This is a genomic window from Lactobacillus helsingborgensis, assembly GCF_000970855.1.
GTDB lineage: Bacteria > Bacillota > Bacilli > Lactobacillales > Lactobacillaceae > Lactobacillus > Lactobacillus helsingborgensis.
The window spans coordinates 354,598-377,852 of record NZ_KQ034047.1 but is presented as its reverse complement, the minus strand read 5'-3'; the positions used below and the strand labels follow the sequence as shown (position 1 = coordinate 377,852).

Below are 23,255 nucleotides of genomic sequence, written 5' to 3'. Positions count from 1 at the left end.
AAGGAAATTAATTTGTATATAGATAAGAAATTGTTTAGTGAACAAGTAATTTTGCAGCAACAAGAAATGAAGAACAAACAAGCAGCATTAACTATTCTGGCAAATGAATTGCAAAGGAAAAATGTTGTCAATGCAGAATTTTTGCCTGCTATTTTAAAGCGTGAAGAAAAATATCCTACAGGTCTGGCACTTGAAGGAGGTTTAGGCGTGGCCATTCCGCATACTGATCCTGATAAGGTGGAAAAAGAGCAGCTTGGGTTCATTTCACTGAAGGAGCCGGTCAAATTCAGGCAAATGGGTGATATAGACAGTTATGTGAATGTTTCAATGATATTCATCTTGTGTCTAAAAAGTCCTGATAAGCAGCTCAATATGCTCAAGAGCCTAATGACCATGTTTACCGACACGGTGACGATGAAGGAAATTCAGAATTCAACCACGAGGGCTGAATTTTTGGCAATTGTAAATTAAGAGATAGAGGAATAAAAAATGTTAATTTCAGCAAACGAAATTTTAAATTCAGCAAAAAAAGGCGGCTACGCTTTTCCCCACTTTAATTATTGGGACGAACTATCAATTAGGGCCGAATTGGCAGCTGCAGAGAATAAAAAATTGCCAATTATTTTGGCTTGGGCAGAAAAGCATGAATCACGCTTAGATATTAATGAAGCACTATCTTTAGGTAAATTTTATGGAGAAAGAGCACATGTGCCCGTCGTCTTGCATTTAGACCACGGTACAGATCCCGAACTGGTCAAATGGGGCGCTGCACATGGCTTTACTTCGGTGATGATTGATGCTTCAAATGAAGAATTTAGTAAAAATGTGCAGATTACCAAAGATGTAGTTGATTATTGTCACAGTTTAGGTGTGGTAGTAGAAGCTGAGATTGGTCACGTTGGTACCAATGCTTCTGATGACAATACCATTTATACGGAAGTTGCAGCAGCCACTAAATTTGTGAGCGAGACAAACGTTGATTCTTTAGCTGTTTCTATCGGCACTTCTCACGGTGTTTATCAACAAGGCACGCCGAAACTCAATTTTGCCAGAATAAAAGAATTAAGGGACGCAGTTGCAGTGCCACTTGTTTGTCATGGCGGCTCATCATCAGGTGACGCAAATCTGAAGAAGGCAGCGGCAAGCGGCATTACTAAGATTAATATCTTCACCGATTTGGCTAATGCGGCATTAAACGTCGCAAAAGAAAATGATTATCCGTCATTATTCGATCTTCTTGCGGCACAAGAAAAAGCTGTGTGTTCACTAGCAGAACACTATTATGATGTCTTTGACACCGCCAAATATTCTTTTTAGGAGGAAAAAGCAGAAATGAAATTAGTACAAAAGCCGTTTTTGATGGTCAATCCTAAAGTTTATTTATACGGTGAAGAATTGGTTAAATTAGCCAAAATTGCTGATAACTTAGCGCAAAAGTATCAGATTGACATCCTTTTTACTGCACCACTTATAGATTTGCCCGCAATTAAAGCTGCTACCAATCACTTGCTTTTAACGGCCCAACACATGGATCCCGTAGTTGCTGGCAGAGGAATGGGGCATGTTCTTCCCGAAGGGCTTAAAGCAGCAGGTGTAAAAGCCGTTGTTTTAAATCATGCGGAAAATCCGCTGACGGTGAATGTCTTAGCACGCACTATTAAAAGAGCTAAAGAACTCGGTTTATATAGTATTGTTTGTGCTGATAGCGTTGCGGAGTGCCGAGCAATAGCTGAGCTTGAGCCGAATATGATGATCTGTGAGCCCACCAGCTTAATTGGTACTCACCAAACAAGTGATGACGAATACATCACCAGCACGGTTCAGGCAATTAAGGCAATTAATTCAAACATCATGGTTTTAGAAGCAGCAGGTGTAAGTACAGGTGCTGACGTACAAAAAGTTTTGCAACTGGGTGCTGATGGTACAGGTGGCACCAGCGGAATTGTTTGTGCTGCTGATTGGGAGAAAAAAATAAGTGAAATGCTGGAACCAATGAAGCAATTTCAAAGGGGTGAATAAAATGAAAGTTTATCAAGATGAAATCAAAATCAAAACAGCCGCTAGGGTCACTTATCAGAATATCACCGAGCAGTTAAAGCAAATTGTCAAAAATAGTGCTATCAACAATGGCATTTGCTTAGTTCAAACTCCACATACGACATGCTCAGTTTTGTTTGAAGAGTATGTGCATGACCATGATTTTAACGGCGACGAATTTTTACAGGTAGATTTGAATAATATTTTGGACAAAATAATTCCACCAGAAAAGAGTGAAAACTCTAATTACCGCTATCCCGGTCCAGAGCATGTGCGCTTTTTGGAAGAATTGTCTCAAAAAGATAAAAATTATCCCAATGAAAAAAATACGATTCTCAATGGGGATGCACATATCAAAGGCTCACTTTTTGGTTCTAACCAAACATTTGCGTTAAAAGAAAATGAGCTGCTGATTGGTTCTGTGGGCTATGTTTATTTTGTCGACTGGGATCAAAACCGCGCCAGATCACGTAAATGCAACGTAGTCATTTTGGGTGAATAACATTGACCGCAGTGAAATTTAAGGAGAAGAAAAATGTTACAGGCATTACAAACTATAGTTAACTGGGGTGCTCCAGTTATATTGCCTATTATTATTGCTATTTTTGCAATGATTTTAGGTGCAGGATTTAAAAAATCATTTGTAGCGGGTTTAACTGTAGGTATCGGCTTTATTGGCTTAAATTTAGTAACCGGTTTGCTGGGAGATACTTTGGGCAAAGCAGCTCAGGTAATGGTTAAACGCTTTGGCTTATCATTAGTGACACTTGATATTGGTTGGCCCGCTGCATCGGCTATTTCTTATGGTACGATCTTGGGTATTTCAGCAATCCCTATTGGCATTGCAATCGACATCTTTTTACTTTTGTTTGGCTTAACCAAAACATTGAATATTGACATTTGGAACTTTTGGCACGCTGCTTTTGTTGGTGGACTAGTCTATGGTATGTCTAACAGTTTTCCGTTAGCAGTTTTTTCAATGGTAGCGTACCAAGTAATGTTGTACTTCTTAGGCGACTTAAGCGCGCCAGTTTTGAACAAATACTACGGCTTTCCAAATATCACGTTCCCGCACGGAACTTCTGCACCGGGTTATCTGGTGGCACTACCATTAAACTGGGTATTTGACCGCATTCCCGGCTTTAACAAATTAAAGGCTAATCCAGAAACTATCCAGAAAAAATTTGGCATTTTAGGTGAAACGTCCGTTATGGGTTTAATTATCGGCTTAGTAGTTGGCATTCTTGCTGGTTATGATGTGGGTAAAGTTTTAAATTTGGGAGTGCAAACAGCAGCCATTATGGTGTTGTTACCAAAGATGGTTTCGGTTTTAATGGAAGGTTTGACACCTGTTTCTGATGCCGCAAATGACTTTATCAAGAAACGCTTTCCGGGACGTGAACTTTATATCGGTATGGACTCAGCTTTAGCCGTAGGCGATCAAGCTGTTCTAGCTGTTTCACTTTTGATGATTCCGTTAACTCTTTTACTGGCTGTGATTCTTCCAGGAAATAAAACTATTCCTTTCGGCGACTTTTCCACTATCCCATTTGCCGTTTGTCTTATGGTACCAGTATTTGGCGGCAACATTGTTCGCTCCGTTGTAGGTGGCGTGATTTATATGACCAGTATTTTATACGTCACTTCATGGATGGCACCATTAGTTACCAAGATGGCGGAAGCTGCCAGCTTTAATATTGGGCACGCAACCAGTATCACTTCACTAATAGAAGGTGGTTTGTGGTCCACCTTCCTCTTTGTTTGGGGAGCAAAATATCTGCCGTGGATCATAACTGGCGCAATTTTAATTGTTTCATTAATAGGACTATATTTCCTTAATAAGAGAAAAGCTGTTAAGGAAAGCTAAATACAAATTGGAGAATTAAACTAATGAAAAAGATTTTAGTAATGTGCGGCACTGGAATAGCCACATCAACTGTTGTTGCCAACCGCATTAAAGAATATTTGAACAAACAGGGTCTGGGAAACAATGTCAGCATTTCACATGCCAGCATTAGCGAAAAGATGAGCAGTTTAGATGATTACGATATTATTTTATCGACTACAGTAGTTCCAGCAGGTATCAAAGATAAGGTAATCTCAGCCGTGCCACTTCTGACCGGCGTCAATGCTGAACAAGTATATCAGGAAATTGCAAAAAGGGTTAAGGAACAATAATTATGGCAGAAAAACAGATTAAAAGTGCAGATTTCGAAGACATTATTACTAAAGAAGGAAATACTCTCAAATATGTTGCTGCTAATATTGACTATAATCAGGTTTTACAAGTATTTAATTTGATAAAAAATTGTCAGGGAAAAGTGATTATTTCTGGTTGTGGCACTTCTGGAATGGCTGCTAAAAAAATTGCCCATACTTTAAACGTAATTGAGCAGCCTGCACTCTACCTTTCGCCAGCTGATACACCACATGGTGGCGGCGGAGTAGTCAGTCAAAATGATGTGGTTATCTTAATATCTAAAGGTGGTCAAACAGAAGAAATTAATAAAGTGCTTGAGATTAGTAAGAGTCGTCAAGCTAAAATTATTGGTGTAACTGAAAAAGCTGATTCCTTTTTAGCCCAGAACTCAGAGTGCATTCTACAGGTCATTGTCGATCAGGAAGCAGATGATTTTCATATGATGGCTACTTCCAGTACTTTAGCCGTTATTTCCGTATTTGACGCTATTTCAGTCATGATAGCGCGGAGCAAGCACTATTCTCAAAAAGAGTTCTTAAAAATTCACCCCGGTGGAGAAGTAGGACAAAAATTAAAGTATAATGTAGGTAAATAGATATAATTTACTTTAATTTATGGGGAGAAAACTATAATGGAATTTTTATTAGATACAGCAAATATTGATGACATCAAAAAATACCAAGAAATTATTCCTTTATCTGGGGTTACTACCAATCCTTCAATAATTAAAAAAGAAGGCAAAGCCGATTTCTTTGACCGTTTAGCACAAATAAAACAACTGATTGGGAATAAACGTTCATTGCACGTTCAGGTGGTAGCCACTACTACTGAAGGGATAGTGGCTGACGCCCATGCAGTTTTAGCTAAGTTAGAAAAAGATGTTTATATCAAAATTCCGGTTAACCAAGCTGGTTTGGCAGCAATCAAAATTTTAAAAAAAGAAAATGTGCGAATTACTGCAACCTCAATTTATACTGAACTTCAAGGCTTTCTTGCAATAGCTGCTGGCGCCGATTATTTAGCACCTTATTATAATAGAATGGAAAATAATAATATTGATGCAAATAAAGTTATCAGCGACCTTAACTAAGTAATTAATCACGAACAGAGAAATACTAAAATTCTAGCTGCTAGTTTTCACACCGTCAGTCAAATAACCAGCGCAATTGCAAACGGCGCGCAAGCTGTTACTGTAGCTCCCAGCTTTATTGCTGAAGGGCTGGAGTCACACCTTATTACAGATGCCATCTCAGACTTTACTTCTGACTGGGAATCAATATTTGGCAAAACAACTATTTCGACATTATAAAATTTGCAGGCAAATTAAATAGTAAGATAAAAGATTGATTTAATTCAATCTTTTTTTATCCGTGATATTTAAACGGACAATTTTCTAAGTGATCATTGATTAAGCCAACTCCTTCTAAAAAAGAATAAATAATCACTGGACCCACAAACGTAAAGCCGTCTTTTTTCATTTGCCCAGCTAGTTTTTGTGCTACTTTATTTGTAGTTGGCACCTCTGAACTTGTTTGTGGATGGTGCATAATTGGCGTCTTAATAAATTGTTGTAGATAATGGGCAAAACTGCCATACTGTGCGTCAATAATTAACAGAGCGCGAGCATTGGTAATTGCCGCCGTGATTTTGCGCTTGTTGCGGATAATCCCTTTATCCTGCATTAATTGTTCAATATCGCTTGCCGACATTTGCGCAACTTCTTCTGGCACAAAGTTTTTAAAAGCTGTCCGAAAATGGGCCCGCTTATGCAAAATGGTCGACCAACTTAGGCCTGACTGAAATGATTCTAGCAGCAGCATCTCATACAAATAATGTTCATCTAAATTAAGTTTGCCCCACTCATGATCGTGATACTCTTTAATTAAGGGGTCGTCATGATCACTCCACGGACAGCGAGTAATATTGTTCATCTTTTTCTCCTTTGCTTTATCGTAGCGCTTAAAGATAAATACGTAAAAAATATTTTTTTCTTTTTTAAAAATATATTACTTAGAATTAATAAAATAATTGACTTTGACAGTATCAGTATTTGGAAAAGTTAGAGAAACTTTTCCTTCAAGAAGTGCAATAGTAGTTTTTTTGTTATAATATATAATGAACTTTAGGAGGAAACCATGGAGAAGTTAGAGATAGTAACTTTGGCCGATGACTTGGCCGCAAATCAAGAGAGTATTTTAAATAAAGAAACGGATTTTGATGCTGAGGCAGTTTATCGTGTAATTGACAGTTTGCACGTTTTACATAAGCCGATTAAAGAATACTTCAAAATGACGCAAGAACAGTATTATGATACTGAAAGTGATCATAAATTAACTTTAATCAAATTGTCAGAACAATTGACCGATTTACATGATCGGATTTTAACCAACCATGTTGATGGTTTCGTTGATAAAAATGAAATTAATCTAACTTATAATCATGAAAATCCTTATGAAGATGGGTTTTACAATGCAGTGGTTGATTTTCACGTTGTTTCTTACGGCTTTAAGGTAATTGGGGCAGTTCAAGAAGTAGCACCCAAAACATTACAAGGAGTATTGTCTAAAGATGCTCTTTTAGCAATTGGTTTGGCAGCACACGCTTTAGAAAAGAGTTTATAGTTAAGGGCTGAGCAGTGTGCTCAGCTCTTTTTGTTTCTGGTTGGGGCAAAAAAATGGGTGTTTTTAAGTATGCTAAAGGACTAGCAGATAAAATTAACGGAGCTAAATTACATGCTGTGTTCAAGAGAAAAGACGAACAGCTGGATCCGATGCAGGAGTATTTAACGGTGGGAGAATACCATGTTGACGGAGAACAAGGTACGCCCAATGAACAACCTTATACTCTGACCGTCTATCAAGATGAAAATAAAATTTTACACCAAGCCCTTAGTTTGGAAAGCACTGATAAGTTAGAACCTGAATATGTCCGTCGTTTTAGTCCCGAACTGCAGCGCTATCGCGCATTTGTGAGCCGTAAAAATGGGCGCCGCTACGTTGTAGAGGAGTATTTAGAGCGGTTCGTGGCAAGGGTCAAAGGTCATATTCGTACTGGTAAAAATTCGGTTAATGTGAGCGTCATTACCGATACCCATTATAAAGACCGTAACAGTATGGACTTTTATGGTTGGAACGGCCTGACTCATGTTAATGAATTTTCTTATCTTGATGATTCTGGTCTTCTTAGTCTAAAGATCCATTTGGGTGACTGGATTGATGGCTCAGATGCTGGCTTTTTAGGTGAAAGTGAATTAACTAAATTACGTGATTCATTTATTTCTGACAAAGTACCTTATATGCTGATTAAAGGCAATCATGATGAAAACGATAAGTTTGATGAACATCATGATTTAAGGGCGTCTTTCCCCGAAAATGAATTTGAGGGAATTATGTGGCCTGCTTTATATAAACAAAATGGTATTCATTATATTACCCGCCAGCATGGGGTCTGTTATTATGATGTTGATGATTTGCGGTTTATTTCCGTTAACACTTCAGACATACCTTACTACTTGGACGCTCAAGGCAGAAAAAAATATGACGTAAAGCTCACATTGGCAGTAAGAGAAGATCAAATCGAAGAAATTATTGAGATTTTAGAGCAATCTTCGAATAAGCATATCGTCTTTATGAGCCATGCTAATCCGATTAATCGCAAGGGATCAAACGCCTTAAAATATAATGGTCGTTCTTTGCACGAATTACTCGTCGCATTTAATCAGGGTGAAAAGGGCCAGATGCATTCCAGCCGCGGCATACCTCCTGAATTTCGCTTAGCTAATGACTTTGATTTTACTAATGTGAAAAATGCCCGCATTATCGCCTACTTTTGCGGTCATAGACACAGGGAGGATCAATATCGTATTAATGGTATTCAATATATTTTGTTTAATTGTTCAGCATTGATGGGTCTAAATCATGCTTTGACTACCAAATATAACAAAAATTGGAAGCGGCAAATAGACCATCAAACTGAATTTGCGGGTTACATTGTCAATATTGATTTACAAAGGCACTATATTCAGGCCTTTGGTTATGGTGCAGCCAGCAAACGCAGAATCTTTTATATTTAGTAAAATCGCGACGGGCAATTTGGAAATTGCCCGGTTTTTAGCATATAATGGAAAAGTTAAAATAGAAGCAAAACTATACAAAAAAATAAATTAAGGGAAGATAAGTAATGTGCGGGATTGTTGCATTTTATAATCCGGAAATAAATGATAAGCAAGCTGCCATTGGTAAAATGATGGCAACAATTAAGCACCGTGGTCCTGATTCAGATGGTTTTTACACCAATGATAAGGTCGCTCTGGGTTTTAGAAGATTGTCAATAATTGATTTACGTGGCGGCAGTCAGCCGATTTATAACGAAGATCAAACGCGGGCAATTATTTTTAATGGTGAAATATATAACTTTGAGCCATTAAGAAAAGAATTAATTGCTGCTGGGCACACATTTACCACTAAGTCCGATACAGAAGTCCTTTTACACGGCTACGAAGAATGGGGCATGGATGGCCTGCTTAAGAGAGTCCGTGGCATGTTTGCTTTTGCGATCTGGGATGATAATACTCAGACATTGTATGGTGCCCGTGATTTCTTTGGCATTAAGCCGCTCTACTACAGTGATGAGAACGGTCATCTAACTATTGGGTCAGAAATTAAAAGCTTTTTGGCGTTACCCGGCTTTAAGCGCCGCTTAAACATTGAAGCAGTCAAACCATATTTGATGAACCAGTACAATGATTTGCACGAAACATTCTTCAAAGGTATTTACCGCTTTCCTGCTGGTCACTGGTTTGAATATAAAGATGGTGCAATGAAAATCCACCAATACTGGGATGCAGAATACAAGGCTAATACTTTAAGCTTTGAAGAAACAGTAAACAAAATTGACGAAGATTTGCATGAATCAGTTAAATTGCATCATATTGCCGATGTTCCCGTTGGCGCATTCTTGTCAGAAGGCGTAGATTCAAGTTATATCACCAGCATTTTAAACCCAGATGATGTCTTTTCAATTTCTTTTGACGATGCCACTTATGATGAAGCATCTAAGGCAAAAGCTTTAGCTGACATCAAGGGCTGGCATTTCTTTTCTGATAAGGTAAAAGCTGATGAAGCAATGCACGATTTTCCAGAAATGCAATACCACATGGATGAACCGGATGCCAATCCGTCAATAATTCCATTATGGTATTTGTGTAAAATGGCTCGTAAGCATGTTACTGTGGCCCTATCTGGTGAAGGTGCGGATGAACTATTTGCCGGTTATGTTAATTACGGGATGCACACGCATAACAGCATTATTAAAGTGTTCACTTCACAATGCAAAAAGCTGCCGAAGAAGACCAGGGTTAAGTTAGCACATAAAATTAAAAAGATGCCGAACTTCCCGGGGAAAGTTCATTTGTATACCAATTTGGCTGAACCAAGTGAGTTTTACGTTGGTCAATCGGTTATTTATGATATGGACTATCCCACAATCTTTTCTTCAGAAGACGCCAATAAAATTTTAAAACCATCGTATCGCAATAAATTAACTGTTAATGGTATTTATCAAAGCGACTTTAAAAAAGTAAAAGATCTTGATAATGTCAGGCAAATGCAATATATTGACCTGCATCACTTTATGCTTAATGACATTGAGCAAAAAGCGGACAAAATATCAATGGCACACTCGCTCGAACTGCGTGTGCCTTACTTAGATAAAAAGGTTGCAGAAAGAGCTAATTCAATTCCAACCGATTATCTGGTTAATAAGTATGATACTAAGTATGCTTTACGCAAAGCTTCGGAAAAAGTCCTTCCTGATGAATGGGCTAAACGACCAAAATTAGGTTTCCCGACCCCAATCAAAGAATGGTTGCAGGAACCACGCTTTTATAAGCAAGTACGTGAACTTTTCAGTGAAGACTTTGTGCAGGATATTTTCGAGCAGGACAAAATCTTGCGCTTACTAGATGAAAACTACAAGGGTGACGGTTCGCATCGTCGACAAATATGGACTATCTATACATTTTTGGTATGGTACAAATTGTTCTTTGTTGATTATGAAAAAACAGTTGCCAAATACCAGCATGTTCAACCGGAAGTTGCCAGCTTAATTGAGCAGGGCAAGTTGGTTTAATGAGGAGCATAATTTATCAATGAAACAAGAGTTTACCCCAATTTTACTTGGTAGTGACATTAACGTGTATGGCATGGCCCGATCGTTTAACGAGGCTTATGGCATTAAGGTAAAAGCGCTGGCTGATAGTCAACTGGCAGCGACTCGTTACTCCAAAATCGTCAGTGTTGAATTACATCAAGGCTTTAGCGAAGATCCGACCTTTATAGAGGTTATGCGCGAGCAAATGAAAATATATCAGGATCATCAGGAACCAGTAATCTTAATTTCTTGTGGTGACGGTTATTCAGAGCTTTTAGCCAAACATAAAAGTGAACTGGAAAAAGTTTTTATTGTTCCTTATATTGAGTATGACCTGTTACAAAAGTTAATTTCTAAAGAAAGTTTTTACCAAATTGCCGAAAAATATGGTCTGCCTTACCCTAAAACTAAGATTGTGACGCTGGCTGACTATCAGGCGGAAAACTATTTGGAATTACCCTTTGGTTACCCGTTAGAGCTTAAGCCGGAAGATCCAGTTTCTTGGCTTGACGTACATTTTGAAGGTCGCAAAAAGGCTTTTACCATTCATAATGAAACTGAATTGCGCGATATTGTTGGAAAAATTTATGAGAATGGTTATCAAGAAGACCTAATTCTGCAGGACTTTATTCCCGGTGATGATTCATACATGCGGGTGCTAAATGCTTATGTTGACAAGGATCATCATATCAAGATGATGTGTATGGGACACCCTTTGCTAGAAGACCCAACACCTCAGTCAATCGGCAATTATATGGCGATTTTACCCGAATATGATGAAAAGCTTTACGAACAAGTGGAGTCATTTTTGGAAAAAATCAATTATACCGGTATGGCTAACTTTGATATTAAATATGATACGCGGGATGGAAAGTATAAATTCTTTGAAATTAACCTGCGCCAAGGGCGTTCGAGCTTTTATGTCACCCTTAACGGCTATAACTTGGCCAAGTGGTATGTAGATGACTATGTTTATGATAGCCTGCACGATAAAGAAGCAGTTTATGGCAATAAATTAAAATCAAAGCACGTGTTATGGTTGGGGTTACCTGTCAAGGTATTTAAGGAATATGCGGTTGACAATGAAGCTAAGCACATGGCAGAAGAACTGATCCACGAGGGTCGTTACGGTACGACGGTCTTTTATGATCAGGACCGTAATTTTAAACGCTGGCTGCTTTTGAAATACATGTTCCATAACTATAAGGGACGCTATCAAAAGTATTATCAAGAAAATAAGGGTCAATTTTTTAAAACTAATTAAAAGAAAAAAGGATGATTGCAGCAGATGGCTGTAATCATCTTTTTTGTTAGTTAGATTTTTGCAATTAGCTTTTTGGTAATCATATTAGCATCGCTCCGGTAAAAGAACCCAACGTCTGCGTTAAAATGCCAATTGACTTTTTTACTTATAAGTGGAGAACAAGAACTGGCTAAAGTTTCATGGACTAGAATAAGGTAGTTTTTGATGATAGCTTCGTTGACGAGTGCCTTGTTAAAGACAGAATAGCTAATCAAGTGGGTCTTTTGACAATTACTTTTAATAAAATGCCTGATCTGTCCCGATTGTTTTAAAACAGAGCTATTAATAATGAGTATTTTTTGCTTATCCAAGTCGGAAATTGTCAATTTTTCTTTTTGCGCCAGCTTGTTTTGTGGCGGAATAGCTATTAGCAATGGGCTAGTGGTTACCTTTTTGAATAAAAAGCCTTGTTTAGGAATCGGTTCTTGTGAATACAGGCTTTCTATAAGGTCAATGTTTTGCGGGATTTTTTCATAGTCTTTAATCTCTTGAAATTTTAGTTGGACATTATTTGCGCGTAAAAAATCCAGCCAAAACTTATCAAGTAAGTTGGTCGTGCTTAGGTAGCCAGTTCCTACTACTAGCGTGCGCTGGTATTTTTTCATTATTTCTTCGGTTTCTATGTATACCCGCTTAATTTTACGGCATTGCTTTAAAAATAATTTGCCAGCTTCGGTTAAAGTAACACCGTGTGAATCACGCTTAAATAATTCACAGTCCATTTTATTTTCTAATAAATTAATCTGTTGCACTACGGCTGATGGCGATATATATAATGTCCTGGAGGCAGCGGAAAAGCTGCCGGCTTCTGCTACTGTGAAAAAAGTGTCAATTTCATGGTCATACATTTTTATACCTCATCTAGTGTTAAGTCTAACCTTAACTCTGCATGTGCACAATCAAGAAAGCGCTTTTTAATGGAAATAATATAATTTAGTTAGATATAAAAAGGAGTGAATCGTTATGACTAAATTTGATATTGTCGTTATTGGTGCTGGTGCTTCGGGAATTGGCGCCGGCTTAGCTGCTGCACAGAACGGCGCTAAAGTTGCGCTTTTGGAAAAGGGCGCTAAGTTTGGCGGTGCCGGTAAGTTCGGTGCCCAAGGGCTGTTTGCGGCTGAAAGCACAAAGCAAAAGGCAGCAAACGTCAACTATACTGTCAAAGACGCTTATGAAGAAATAATAAATTATACCCACCATTCTTCCAATGCCAGAATGACTAAAGCTATTGTCACTAAATCGGCTTCTACAATTGACTGGCTCAAAGAAAATGGTTTAGATACAGAGCTTGTAACCAATACCCAAGAAGTACACCAAAATCACCCTCGGACTTATCACCAGTTTATAGATAAATTTAATGGTTTTGACAGAGTAATGAACAACTTTAAAAAAGCTGGTGGCGTCTTACTGACTGAAACAACCGTTAATAAAATAATTCGGGAAAATGGTCGGGTCACTGGAGTTGAAGTTGTCCAAAATAATCAAACCAGCATTTTAGCAACTAAGGCAGTTATTTTGGCTGATGGTGGTTTTGTTGGTAATAGACAGGAAATTGCCCGAAGTCTGGCAATTGATCCGGATGATTTATACTCAATGGGCGAAAGAAAGGCCACTGGCGACGGCTTAAGAATGCTGCAAGAAGTTGGTGGAATTAATAATTATAAGAGAATATTTGAAAATCATGCCGCTACGGTTTTTTCAGCCTCTAATCCTAAATGGCATAATGACACAATATTTACGTTAACGTGCTTGCCTTTTTTATGGATAGATAAAGAAGGCAAGAGGTTTACCAATGAAGATTTAGTATACGATTTTGCTCTTTGGGGCGACACGGTTTATGCCAATGGTGGCTACTATTATTTCTTGTTAGACCAAGCTCTAGTTGATTATTTGAAAACTGCCAGTCTTAATTGGACCAGCTCTTTTGAAAGAACTTTTAGATTATTAGACGGTCAGCCTATGACACATAAGGTAGGACCATTTGCCGAGATTGAAAGTGACTTGCAAGAAGCTGTGCAGGAAAAGGCGGCTTATAAGGCTGATACTATTTTAGAATTAGCTGATAAGATGAATGTTGATGCTAAAGTGCTGCAGCAAAATGTTGCCCACTACAACGAATTAGTCGCAAAGCATGATGACACTGATTTTTATAAAGATAGTTCGTTTATGTCAATTCCGGTGGTCAAAGCACCGTTCTATGCTGTACGGGCAAATTCGACTACACTGGGTACTGTTGGTGGCGGACTCGTGAATGAGAACTTTGAAGCGCTGAATGCTAGCCGCAAGGTTATTCCTGGAGTTTATGCGGTTGGTAACAATGCCTCCGGAATGTTTGATTCGTCTTATCCAACAATTGAAGGCTTGAGCAATGCGTTTGCGTGGAATTCAGGTCGGATTGCCGGTGAAAAGGCAAGTGAGTTTGTAAGGGAATAATAAAAACTATTTAAGTCAGCTTTAATAGATATGAATAAAGAAGACTGATAAGCCGTTATGTTTAGCGGGTTTAGCAGTCTTTTTATTTGCGCTTGGCAGGGATGCTATAGTCCCACTTTTTACCAAACATGGTTATGAATACTAATGAAAATCTCTCGTCTTTTTTGTATTTAAAAGGGTGTTCATTTTTAATACTTCTTGCTAAACTGGTAAATGGAATCTAAAAATAGAAAGGACTGAATAAATGAAACTTAAACATGATTCTAATGAGGAAACAGAAATTAAGTTGCGCTGGCTTTTACTGGGGGAGTTAGCAACGTGGATTGGGTCGAGTTTTGTTTGGCCCTTAACTTCCGTTTATTTAAACAAACAATTACACATCAGCCTTTCTGTAATAGGGGTTGTTTTATTTTGCAATTGCGCCAGTAACGTTTTGGGTTCCCTAATAGCAGGTCGGCTATACGACCGAGTTAATCCGTACCCGCTAATCGTTACTGGACTGGGGCTTGATGCACTGGTCTTATTCTGTATGGCGTTTTTCCATGGTTGGCCGGAATACTGGTTTTGGCTTATTCTTACAGGTTGTATTAGCGGCTGGAATGGGACTTTAATCAACTCAATCGCGACTAGCCTGCATAATTATTCGGGTCGTTATGTGTTTAATTTGGTCTACTTTGCCCAGAATGTAGGAACGGTTACTGGTACGCTGTTAGTAGGGTACCTATATGATTTTTCAATCGAATTTCTATTCCTTTTGGCAGCGTCATTATTTGCGATTGCCTGCATTAACGCCGCAATTCACTATCGCCCGATTAGTACTTATCACAAAAAGCGGCAAAAGAATGTTGCTGAAAAGGGTGAGAAACATAAAAGTGAATCAATGCCTAAGTATAACTTTATGCTCATGATCGGATTTTTGATTTCACTTGCCGTGACTTGGCTCATGTACATGAACTGGGAGTCTAATTTATCCGTTTATATGGTTTCGCTTGGAATACCATTTCATTTATACAGCTTGTTATGGACGCTAAATGGTGCGATTATCGTTACTGTGCAAGTAATTTTGGCACGCTTTCCGCATCTTTTTAAAAATCTTTTCCACCAGATAATTTTTGGGACGCTTATGTTTGCTATCTCATTTGCGACGTTGATTTTTGCCAAAGATTTTGCGCATTTCGCACTCTCAATGGTAGTTTTGACTTTGGGTGAAGCGACTGCTTTTCCAGCTGTTCCAGCTTATATTAACGACCTGTCACCTCTTAGCAGTAAGGGTAAATATCAGGGCGAAATTAATGTTGCGCGGGGAATAGGACAAGCTTTTGGACCACTGTTTGGTGGGTTAGTGATTGACCGAGCAGGTTATATTCCCTTTTTCATAATTGCTGCTTGCGGTATTTTTATGATGATTGTGCTTTTACTGCCACTCCATGCTAAATTGCGTAAGCACATTACTCTTTACAAGTAATTTGTAAAGACTTTTTAATATTAACAGCATGATTAAAATGATAATATTAATTTAGTCTATTTTTAATTTAAATGAAAAGGGAGGACTCTTTTAATGAATAAAAACTTCGCAGTTCGCGGCGGTAGTGGTAATATTATCGAACCCAATGTTGGGGCGCGTCCGCAAGATAACTTGTATTTAGCAATTAACTCTGAGTGGATTGAAAAAACCAAAATTCCTGAAGACCGTTCACGGATGGCTTCTTTTGACGGTATTGACGTTGAAGTTGAAAAAAACTTGATGCAAGACTTTGCAGATTTTGCTTCTGGTAAAAAAGAAATTCCGAATGTACCTAATTTGGCGGAAGCCGTTAAGTTGTATCAAATTGCCAAAGACTTTGATAAGAGAAATAAAGACGGTGCTGAACCAATTCAAGCTGATTTGGAAATGCTTGCCGGATTAAAGGACTTTTCAGATTTTAATTTGAATGCGCCTGACTTAGCAACTTTTGCCTTACTCCCATTTAGCTTTGGCGTTTCACCTGACATGAAGAATACCAAAGTTAATGTTTTATGCTTCTCGGGTCCTGGCACATTTTTACCTGACACTACAACTTATCAAACTACTGATGCACCTCAATTGTTAGATACTTTGCAAAAGCAGTCAGTTAAGCTTTTAACCATGGCTGGTATTGATCAGGCTAAAGCAGAAAAATATGCAGAAGATGCTATTAAGTTTGATGCTAAGCTATCTAAGATCGTTAAGTCTACAGAAGAGTGGGCAGATTATCCTGCTACTTACAATCCAATGAAGATTGAGGACTTTGAAGCTAAGTTTGATCAATTCAAGATTGCTTACTACTTGAAAGAAGCAATTGGTGAAGAACCGGAACGAATTATTGTTGAAGAACCACGCTACTTGGATCACATTAACGAAATTATCAATGAAGAAAACTTTGATGAAATCAAGGGCTGGATGATTGTTATCTTTATTAACGCGGCTGCTGACTCCTTGTCACAAGACTTCCGAGAAGCAGCGTTTCCATTTAGCCAAGCTTTATATGGCCAGCCTAAGTTGTCTAGTGGTGAAAAGCAGGCTTATCACATTGCAAATGAAGCATTTAGTGAAGTAGTTGGTGTCTATTACGGACAAACCTATTTTGGTGAAGATGCCAAAAAAGACGTTGAAGATATGATTCACCGTATGCTTGAGGTATATAAGGAGCGTCTGCAAAATAATGATTGGCTTTCCGAACAAACTAAGAAACGTGCAATCATTAAACTAGACGCACTGGTTTTGAAGATCGGTTATCCAAGTAAAATTGAAGAAATTTATAATCGTTTGAAGGTGGTTCCAGCTAGTGAGGGTGGCAGCCTTTATTCAAATGAACGTGCATTTACTATTGAGCAGCAAAAGTACAACCTTGAGCAACTCCACAAGGAAGTTGACCGGACTGTTTGGGCAATGCCAGGTAACTTGGTAAATGCCTGCTATGATCCACAAAGAAATGATCTGACATTCCCTGCAGCTATTTTGCAAAAACCATTCTACGATTTGAAGCAAGACAGAGCAGCCAACTTCGGTGGTATCGGTTCTGTTATCGCCCATGAAGTTTCCCACGCCTTTGATAACAATGGTGCTCAATTCGATGAATTAGGTAACATGGAGAATTGGTGGACTGACGAAGACTACGCTGAATTTAAGAAGCGGACGCAAGCTGAAATTGACTTGTTTGATGGTATTGAATACGGTCCAGTTAAGCTTAACGGTAAGCAGATCGTTTCTGAAAACATCGCAGATCAAGGTGGTTTGACTGCTGCAGTTGAAGCCGCTAAGAATGAAAATGATGATTTAAAGAAATTATTTGAAAACTTCGCGCGGATTTGGGCTAATAAGCAATTGACTGAGGCAATTAAGAGCCAGACTGCAGTTGATGTTCACGCACCCGGTCCTCTGCGTGCTAACGTTCAAAGTCAATGTCAAGATGACTTCTACAAGACTTTTGACGTTAAGCAGGAAGATGGTATGTGGCTAGACCCTGAAAAACGTGTACACATCTGGTAATTAGTTTTAAAAACAAAAAAGAAACATTGCTCGACAATGTTTCTTTTTTGTTAGCTTAATTTTAAACTCTATTACTTAAAAACTAAAGAGCTACAAAATCTACCAACTTTTCGTTAATTAATATTTGATAAGCATAATATTCAGGCCCAATGTGTTGCACAATGGAGTCGCTTGTATCAAGCTTGTCAATATATTTATTCATAATTCGCTGGGCTTGGTCTTCACTTATACCTTTATTCACAGCAAAGGCGATCATTTGCTTAAGGAAAATATCTCTATCCATTGTACTTACACCTCACTATCTTAATTCGATCAACTGTTATCTGTTTGCATAAGCTTTCACTAATTAAAGCTAATTGATCATAACTTGTTTCATAATGTTTATTATAGACGCTCTTTTTAAAAGAGGCAAAGTCTTTATTTTCTTTATATTTAGTTACAGCGCTTGTCAAACTACCATCGGCTATGCAACCATAAACATATTCTAAGCTATCAAGTTGTTTATAGCCCAAACGATTATTTAATACAAATCGTGCCCAATTTTCGTCCATTTCCGGAAATTCTTTTCCAAGTCCTGTCAGTATATTTTTCATATTAATAATTACTATAGCAGGATCTAAGTTATATAGACCTAAAGATGACTTTCTAACAGCCCATTTAATAGCCTGACTTTTATTTGAAGTTAAATAAAAAGCTGGTCCAAAATCATACGTATTAGAGGGAAGATGCTTTTTTGCAAATAGAGGGTCTATTCCATTTTTTAAAATTGATTTTGCAGCATTTAACGTAGTACCATGATACCAATATTTATTATTCTTATAGAAATTGTTTGATTTTGATTTACAAGATAGCATTATACCTCCAGCGCTATTGTATCTTCTAAAGCTATGGTTTAAATTTATTGTCAAACGATTTAAATCTGCTTCTTTGAATTGAAATAAAACTTTATTAACTTACCGTGCTATTCTAATAATAAGTATGATTAATAAGCTAAAAACTCTTTTTTATTTTGTCATAATTTATGTGTTTAATTCTTGCTTTTTTAAAAATAAAGCCGTCTTAATACTAGAGAAAATAATTAATTACTTAGAAATAAAAATCGCACCTGTAAATTTGTTCTACAGGTGCAATTTTATATTAATCAAATTCTTTATTCTTTAGATTAGAATAGTCGCGCGGCGCAACTCTCTTGATGTGTAAGTTATGTCTTGGTTTGCCTAAGATAAGAGGTACCTGTTCGACAACAGTGTCGGTGTATTCCAAACCAAACCAAGATGCTGGATTAGATGAAAGGTTCTGTAACCAGACTCTTGCTTTCAACATCACTTTTTCAAAGCCTTTCAATCTTGTAAGGGGACTGACAGCTTCATTGACGATTACAAACGAGAAGTCACCTACTTTACGTCCTGGGGTAGTGGTGTAATCTTGAGGTTGTGCTTCAATTGTGCCGTCTTTGATCAAGTCGTGAACTATTTGACGCAAGTAAACGTTAACGCTGGTTTGCTTTTTAAACCCGAGATAGAGCTGCACGTTAATGACGTTTTTAGTGCCATAAGTATTAACAGCATATCTGGCAGTGAACGGTTCATTAGTGATGTTAACAGTTACAAACCAATAAGCCTTTGCCCGTTTAGGTCTTTTATCCAAAATAGAATACATAATCTCACGCTTAATAAATTTATTGTATTTAACTTTGGCCATGTAAACCAAATTGGTAGCGTAAGTGGGGTAATCATCATCGTGGCTTAAATCCGTCAGCATATCAGTATATTCGTCTAACCGTACATAAGTATGCGCACCTTCGTGCTTATCGCGCACCTTATTACCGAAGTACCAGATGAACATAATGACACCAATGAAACCAGCAATTAAGACAGTGACGTAGCCTCCGTGCATAAATTTGGTCAGGCTGGAAATCAAGAACATGCCTTCAATAAAGCCAAAAGCAAGTAGGAAACACAGACGCAATATTAGCGGATGATGTTTTGAACCCAAGTATTCAAATAAAAGCAGGGTAGTCATCAACATGGTGACCGTAATTGACAGACCGTAGGCTGCTTCCATGTGTTCTGATGTCCGGAAAAAAATTACTATGGCAATAGTAGCTATACAGATCATCTTGTTTACCGATGGAATATAAATTTGACCATGCTTGGTCGTTGGGTAATTAATATTCATTCGCGGTAAAAACTTTAAACCACTGGCTTCTGAAACCAGTGTAAACGACCCTGTAATCAATGCTTGAGAAGCAATGATTGCGGCAATGGTAGCTAAGATAATCGCAAATAAACGCAAATCATCGGGCACAGCTTCAAAGAACGGGTTAAGTTCACCGCCATGAGACTGATAATTAGGATTTTGCAGTATCCAGACACCTTGACCCAGATAATTTAAGGTTAAGCAGAGAAAAACATAGGGCCATGATCCCCGAATATTGCCTTTACCGACATGACCGACATCGGAATAGAGGGCTTCCGCACCAGTAGTGGCAAGGAAGATAGAACCTAGAATAAAAATACCTGCCTTGTTGGAGGGACTAAACAGAACTTTAATTGCCCATACAGGATTAAGTGCTTCTAAGATCGACCAGTCATTCGTCATATTGTAGACGCCGATTATTCCCAAAAATGTAAACCAGACAAACATGATCGGGCCGAAAGCTTTACCAATACTGCTGGTGCCAAGCATTTGAATTGAAAACAGCACCAGCAAAATTGCAATCGTGATGATAATGACAGCATTTTGGTTAGGTACAGGAACGCTGGAACCAAAGTGCATATTCTTAAGTCCCTCAATCGAAGTGGTGACCGTGACCGCTGGCGTCAATGTACCGTCAGCTAGGAGTGCCGCTCCTCCGATTAGAGCCGGCATGACCAGCCACTTGGCCCTTTTACGTACTAATGCGTATAACGCAAATATTCCGCCTTCACCACGGTTAGTGGCTCTAAGAGCAATCAGGACGTACTTCACGGTGGTTAATAATGTTACCGTCCAAAAAATTAAAGAAATTGAACCTAAAATCAATTCCCGATTAACGTTGGCAATACCACCATTTCCCGTAACGATTGACTTCATTACATAGAGCGGACTAGTTCCGATATCACCATATACAATTCCGATGGTAATTAATAAACCGGCAGCTGAAATCCGCTTCTTATTTTTATCCATAGTAATTATGTACTCCCATAGACAATATTTTAAAGTTTGCTTTAAGTAAAAAAGAATGTCATCTTGGCATTCTCTTTTAAGTATCTATTTTGTTCTTTTTTTTGCTATTACACAAGTAAATTATGATAAAGAAGTAGGAATATTATTGCGACGATCTTCGTACCAATTGTCCCAATCATCATATGATGTCATCTTGGTGGCATCAACATTATCTTTGTCTGCAATTTGATCAATTATACTTTGGAAGTTTTGTGCATGATATTGCAATACATGCTTAACTAATTCCTTGCGGCTAAAGTGAATGTTGTCCAGAAGATAGTGGTTAATATCAACCATGTTGGAGTTATCATCGTACAAGTTCATGATTTCTAAATCGCGTTGATTAAACTTGGCAATATAAAAATCAGCAAAGACTGTTAAGTGTTCAGGTTGCTCAGCAAATTCTGCCTGTGGCATAGTAGTCCATTCAGCGTCGGGCATCACAACCTTGATTTCTTCTTTTTTGTCTTTTTCTTGTTCTTTTTCGTTATCTTTATCTGTGCTATTATTTTCTTTTTCAGTCAAAGCAAGACACTCCTTTAATAAAAATAGGAAACGTGAAAGTCAATAGTCATTTTACAGAGTTTAACCTATAAAAGCAACTATTGAACCAATTTACTATCTACATAATAGTAGTTTTTGTCAAAAATTAGCAAATTAGAGCATTTAGTCTATTTGTAAAAATTGCGCTCGGGGAAGAAAAAAGCACCATAACATCAATTTACGGCGCTTTTTAATCATCACTTTTTAAGAAAAGGACTAACTATGGCTTAAGATAATTCTCAACGTCTTTTCTAGTGATTTTGCTTGGCTTAGTGCGCCCAGATTTTCTATAGAGGTCGATTAAGTCTTGCGGACTCCATGACATTGAATCATAGCCGAATTTGCCTACGCGTTTACGCAATTGCGCAATCTGCTTGTTGGTAACTGTCTTGCCGTGTACTTTGTGGTTACCCATTGCACCTGCGCCAGTCTTGCCGGCGTTACCGGTGTCTTGACCACTGCCGGAAATAGAATTGTAGCCTTGGCTGGAAGTACCATTATTATTTTGTTTAGCTGCCTTCTGATTGGCTGCAAGTCCTTTTGCGGCTTTCTGCTTGTATTGAGTGTAATATTTGCCGTCAATATAAGGTAAGTCCAGTACTCTTTGGTATTGGTCAGCCGCTTTAAGATATTGCTTAGCAACTTCTGCTTCAGATGCTGCTAAAAAGATAGGTTGAATTTCATGTTCATAATTGTCTTGGACATCTTCAATAGTAGTTTTTAGTTTTTTACCTTGTTTAACTAAGACTGCATAACCATTAGCTTTGTTGATTACGCTGCTTGTTTTGCTTAATGCGTTATCATATTTACCCTTTTTAGTTGCACTAATTGCAGAAAGCATATTGTCAGATTGATTTTTGTAGGCTTTGGCTTGGTCAGTATTTTTGATCTTGAAAGCTTTAGCAAAAGCAGAGCTTGCTTCTGAGTAGTCCTTGTCTGCAACAGCGTTTTTACCGGTGGTCATTGCACTATTATAGGAAGCATTAACTTTATCACTATTTGATTTCTGGGTTGCGTAAAAAACGCCACCAGCGATAGCGATAATTACTACTGCCACAATCGTACCAATTGTCGTTTTTTTCATAATAGGAAATTATCCTCCTTACTAATACTTAGTTTAATTATAGATTGTTTAAGTAGATTTGACTACTTAATGGTGCTTTTCACATAAGGGTAGAAAATTTTCTCCATAAAAAATGTTACATTTTACCATTTTAATTCGTTAGTAATAGTGTAAGGCAGCTAGCGCGCGAGTTGATTACAAAAAAAGCAGCAATGAAAGGTAAATTAAGATGAATTTTCAATTACTAGAACAATCAGTCCAATATACATTTTTAAATTCTAAATATGGTAGTGAAGGAATTAAGACGCGAGTTTTGAAGAACGTTAAAAAGGGTGCAGCAGCTGGTGGATTGGCAGAAGTCGGGTCGGCACTAGCCAAACTGCAACGCGATGAACTGGCTGCAGCCACTCTGGTGCAAAAGCAGGGCATTCCCTTAGATGATGAAGAATAAAAAATTGGCTAAGTAATATTCAAGATGGGAGAAAATAATATGGTAACAAAAAGCAAAACTTTACGATTAGTATTCTTAAATGGTGCAAACAAAAAGGTTAGTCTGTCTTTGCCCAATGCCGCTGATAACCTTGCGGCAACAGAAGTCAAAGCCGCAATGGCGGCGATAGCAAATGCCAATGTGTTTGCACAAGAAGGGGTGGATCTCTATCAAACTCCACAATCTGCTTCATACGTTGAACGAACTGTCACTAGTTTGTTTGATGATACTGCGGCTCAGCCAATGTAATCTCCAGCTGTTGGAGCTAGTTAGCAGACTAATTGCTAAGATTAAGCAGATTTTTCGTTAAATGCCAGTACT

The 23,255-nt window shown here is 38.0% G+C and carries 23 protein-coding genes and 1 pseudogene; 17 read left to right on the top strand and 7 right to left on the bottom strand.

Annotation, left to right across the window (positions count from 1 at the left end):
- Nucleotides 1–12: 12 nt before the first annotated feature.
- From JF73_RS07650 to JF73_RS07615, 8 genes and pseudogenes are all read left to right on the top strand, one after another.
- Complete coding sequence (locus JF73_RS07650; protein ID WP_257011513.1) at nucleotides 13–471, top strand: PTS sugar transporter subunit IIA; 459 nt, start codon at nucleotides 13–15, stop codon at nucleotides 469–471.
- An 18-nt stretch (nucleotides 472–489) separates the two neighbouring features.
- Nucleotides 490–1,317 carry a class II fructose-bisphosphate aldolase gene (locus JF73_RS07645; protein ID WP_046327682.1) on the top strand — a complete coding sequence of 276 codons (828 nt, stop codon included), beginning with the start codon at nucleotides 490–492 and terminating at the stop codon, nucleotides 1,315–1,317.
- 15 nt (nucleotides 1,318–1,332) lie between these two features.
- A complete protein-coding gene (locus JF73_RS07640) occupies nucleotides 1,333–2,019 on the top strand; it encodes a triose-phosphate isomerase (RefSeq protein ID WP_046327681.1) in 687 nt (228 codons plus the stop codon).
- Between the two features lies 1 nt (nucleotide 2,020).
- Nucleotides 2,021–2,539 carry a YjbQ family protein gene (locus JF73_RS07635; RefSeq protein WP_046327680.1) on the top strand — a complete coding sequence of 173 codons (519 nt, stop codon included), beginning with the start codon at nucleotides 2,021–2,023 and terminating at the stop codon, nucleotides 2,537–2,539.
- Between the two features lie 33 nt (nucleotides 2,540–2,572).
- A complete protein-coding gene (locus JF73_RS07630; protein WP_046327679.1) occupies nucleotides 2,573–3,904 on the top strand; it encodes a PTS galactitol transporter subunit IIC in 1,332 nt (443 codons plus the stop codon).
- Nucleotides 3,905–3,927: 23 nt separating this feature from the next.
- Nucleotides 3,928–4,215: a PTS sugar transporter subunit IIB gene (locus tag JF73_RS07625; protein ID WP_038524326.1), complete on the top strand. Its 288-nt coding sequence runs from the start codon at nucleotides 3,928–3,930 to the stop codon at nucleotides 4,213–4,215.
- 2 nt (nucleotides 4,216–4,217) lie between these two features.
- The gene (locus tag JF73_RS07620; protein WP_046327678.1) at nucleotides 4,218–4,832 is read left to right on the top strand and encodes a KpsF/GutQ family sugar-phosphate isomerase; all 615 of its coding nucleotides are present in this window, start codon (nucleotides 4,218–4,220) and stop codon (nucleotides 4,830–4,832) included.
- Nucleotides 4,833–4,868: 36 nt separating this feature from the next.
- Nucleotides 4,869–5,546: pseudogene (locus JF73_RS07615) on the top strand (fructose-6-phosphate aldolase).
- A 55-nt stretch (nucleotides 5,547–5,601) separates the two neighbouring features.
- Here JF73_RS07615 and JF73_RS07610 read toward each other — a convergent pair.
- On the bottom strand, nucleotides 5,602–6,168 hold the full coding sequence (locus JF73_RS07610; protein ID WP_046327677.1) for a DNA-3-methyladenine glycosylase I: 567 nt from the start codon (nucleotides 6,166–6,168) through the stop codon (nucleotides 5,602–5,604).
- A 204-nt stretch (nucleotides 6,169–6,372) separates the two neighbouring features.
- On the opposite strand from JF73_RS07610, the gene JF73_RS07605 reads away from it, so the two are divergent.
- The 4 genes from JF73_RS07605 (at nucleotide 6,373) to JF73_RS07590 (ending at nucleotide 11,651) form a co-directional block, all read left to right on the top strand.
- The gene (locus tag JF73_RS07605) at nucleotides 6,373–6,858 is read left to right on the top strand and encodes a hypothetical protein (RefSeq protein WP_038524317.1); all 486 of its coding nucleotides are present in this window, start codon (nucleotides 6,373–6,375) and stop codon (nucleotides 6,856–6,858) included.
- 53 nt (nucleotides 6,859–6,911) lie between these two features.
- Entirely contained in the window at nucleotides 6,912–8,309 is a 1,398-nt protein-coding gene (locus JF73_RS07600; RefSeq protein WP_046327857.1) for a metallophosphoesterase, read from the top strand.
- A 107-nt stretch (nucleotides 8,310–8,416) separates the two neighbouring features.
- A complete protein-coding gene (gene asnB / locus JF73_RS07595; RefSeq protein ID WP_046327676.1) occupies nucleotides 8,417–10,366 on the top strand; it encodes an asparagine synthase (glutamine-hydrolyzing) in 1,950 nt (649 codons plus the stop codon).
- A 19-nt stretch (nucleotides 10,367–10,385) separates the two neighbouring features.
- A complete protein-coding gene (locus JF73_RS07590) occupies nucleotides 10,386–11,651 on the top strand; it encodes a carboxylate--amine ligase (protein ID WP_046327675.1) in 1,266 nt (421 codons plus the stop codon).
- 50 nt (nucleotides 11,652–11,701) lie between these two features.
- Here the strand turns inward: JF73_RS07590 and JF73_RS07585 are convergent, their stop codons facing one another.
- Nucleotides 11,702–12,538, bottom strand: coding sequence for a LysR family transcriptional regulator (locus tag JF73_RS07585; protein ID WP_046327674.1), 837 nt, complete (start codon nucleotides 12,536–12,538; stop codon nucleotides 11,702–11,704).
- Between the two features lie 115 nt (nucleotides 12,539–12,653).
- On the opposite strand from JF73_RS07585, the gene JF73_RS07580 reads away from it, so the two are divergent.
- The 3 genes from JF73_RS07580 (at nucleotide 12,654) to JF73_RS07570 (ending at nucleotide 17,631) form a co-directional block, all read left to right on the top strand.
- Nucleotides 12,654–14,123: an FAD-dependent oxidoreductase gene (locus tag JF73_RS07580; protein ID WP_046327673.1), complete on the top strand. Its 1,470-nt coding sequence runs from the start codon at nucleotides 12,654–12,656 to the stop codon at nucleotides 14,121–14,123.
- Nucleotides 14,124–14,367: 244 nt separating this feature from the next.
- Nucleotides 14,368–15,588 (top strand): MDR family MFS transporter, encoded by a 1,221-nt coding sequence (locus tag JF73_RS07575; RefSeq protein WP_046327672.1) that lies wholly within the window; start codon nucleotides 14,368–14,370, stop codon nucleotides 15,586–15,588.
- 93 nt (nucleotides 15,589–15,681) lie between these two features.
- Nucleotides 15,682–17,631 (top strand): M13 family metallopeptidase, encoded by a 1,950-nt coding sequence (locus tag JF73_RS07570; protein ID WP_046327671.1) that lies wholly within the window; start codon nucleotides 15,682–15,684, stop codon nucleotides 17,629–17,631.
- 82 nt (nucleotides 17,632–17,713) lie between these two features.
- Here JF73_RS07570 and JF73_RS07565 read toward each other — a convergent pair whose 3' ends face one another.
- From JF73_RS07565 to JF73_RS07545, 5 genes are all read right to left on the bottom strand, one after another.
- Complete coding sequence (locus JF73_RS07565; protein ID WP_038524296.1) at nucleotides 17,714–17,914, bottom strand: hypothetical protein; 201 nt, start codon at nucleotides 17,912–17,914, stop codon at nucleotides 17,714–17,716.
- Nucleotides 17,907–18,539: a DUF3990 domain-containing protein gene (locus tag JF73_RS07560; protein ID WP_179853388.1), complete on the bottom strand. Its 633-nt coding sequence runs from the start codon at nucleotides 18,537–18,539 to the stop codon at nucleotides 17,907–17,909. Before JF73_RS07560 ends, JF73_RS07565 begins: the two co-directional genes overlap by 8 nt.
- A 229-nt stretch (nucleotides 18,540–18,768) precedes the next feature.
- Nucleotides 18,769–20,799, bottom strand: a complete 2,031-nt coding sequence (locus JF73_RS07555) for a KUP/HAK/KT family potassium transporter (RefSeq protein ID WP_046327669.1) — start codon at nucleotides 20,797–20,799, stop codon at nucleotides 18,769–18,771.
- 120 nt (nucleotides 20,800–20,919) lie between these two features.
- Nucleotides 20,920–21,363, bottom strand: a complete 444-nt coding sequence (locus JF73_RS07550; protein ID WP_046327668.1) for a hypothetical protein — start codon at nucleotides 21,361–21,363, stop codon at nucleotides 20,920–20,922.
- A 238-nt stretch (nucleotides 21,364–21,601) separates the two neighbouring features.
- Nucleotides 21,602–22,465, bottom strand: a complete 864-nt coding sequence (locus JF73_RS07545; RefSeq protein ID WP_046327667.1) for a hypothetical protein — start codon at nucleotides 22,463–22,465, stop codon at nucleotides 21,602–21,604.
- A 208-nt stretch (nucleotides 22,466–22,673) separates the two neighbouring features.
- Here JF73_RS07545 and JF73_RS07540 point away from each other — a divergent pair, with 208 nt between their 5' ends.
- Together JF73_RS07540 and JF73_RS07535 are read left to right on the top strand one after the other, a co-directional pair.
- On the top strand, nucleotides 22,674–22,895 hold the full coding sequence (locus JF73_RS07540; protein WP_038524282.1) for a DUF1659 domain-containing protein: 222 nt from the start codon (nucleotides 22,674–22,676) through the stop codon (nucleotides 22,893–22,895).
- Nucleotides 22,896–22,934: 39 nt separating this feature from the next.
- Entirely contained in the window at nucleotides 22,935–23,183 is a 249-nt protein-coding gene (locus JF73_RS07535) for a DUF2922 domain-containing protein (protein ID WP_046327666.1), read from the top strand.
- Nucleotides 23,184–23,255: the final 72 nt, after the last annotated feature.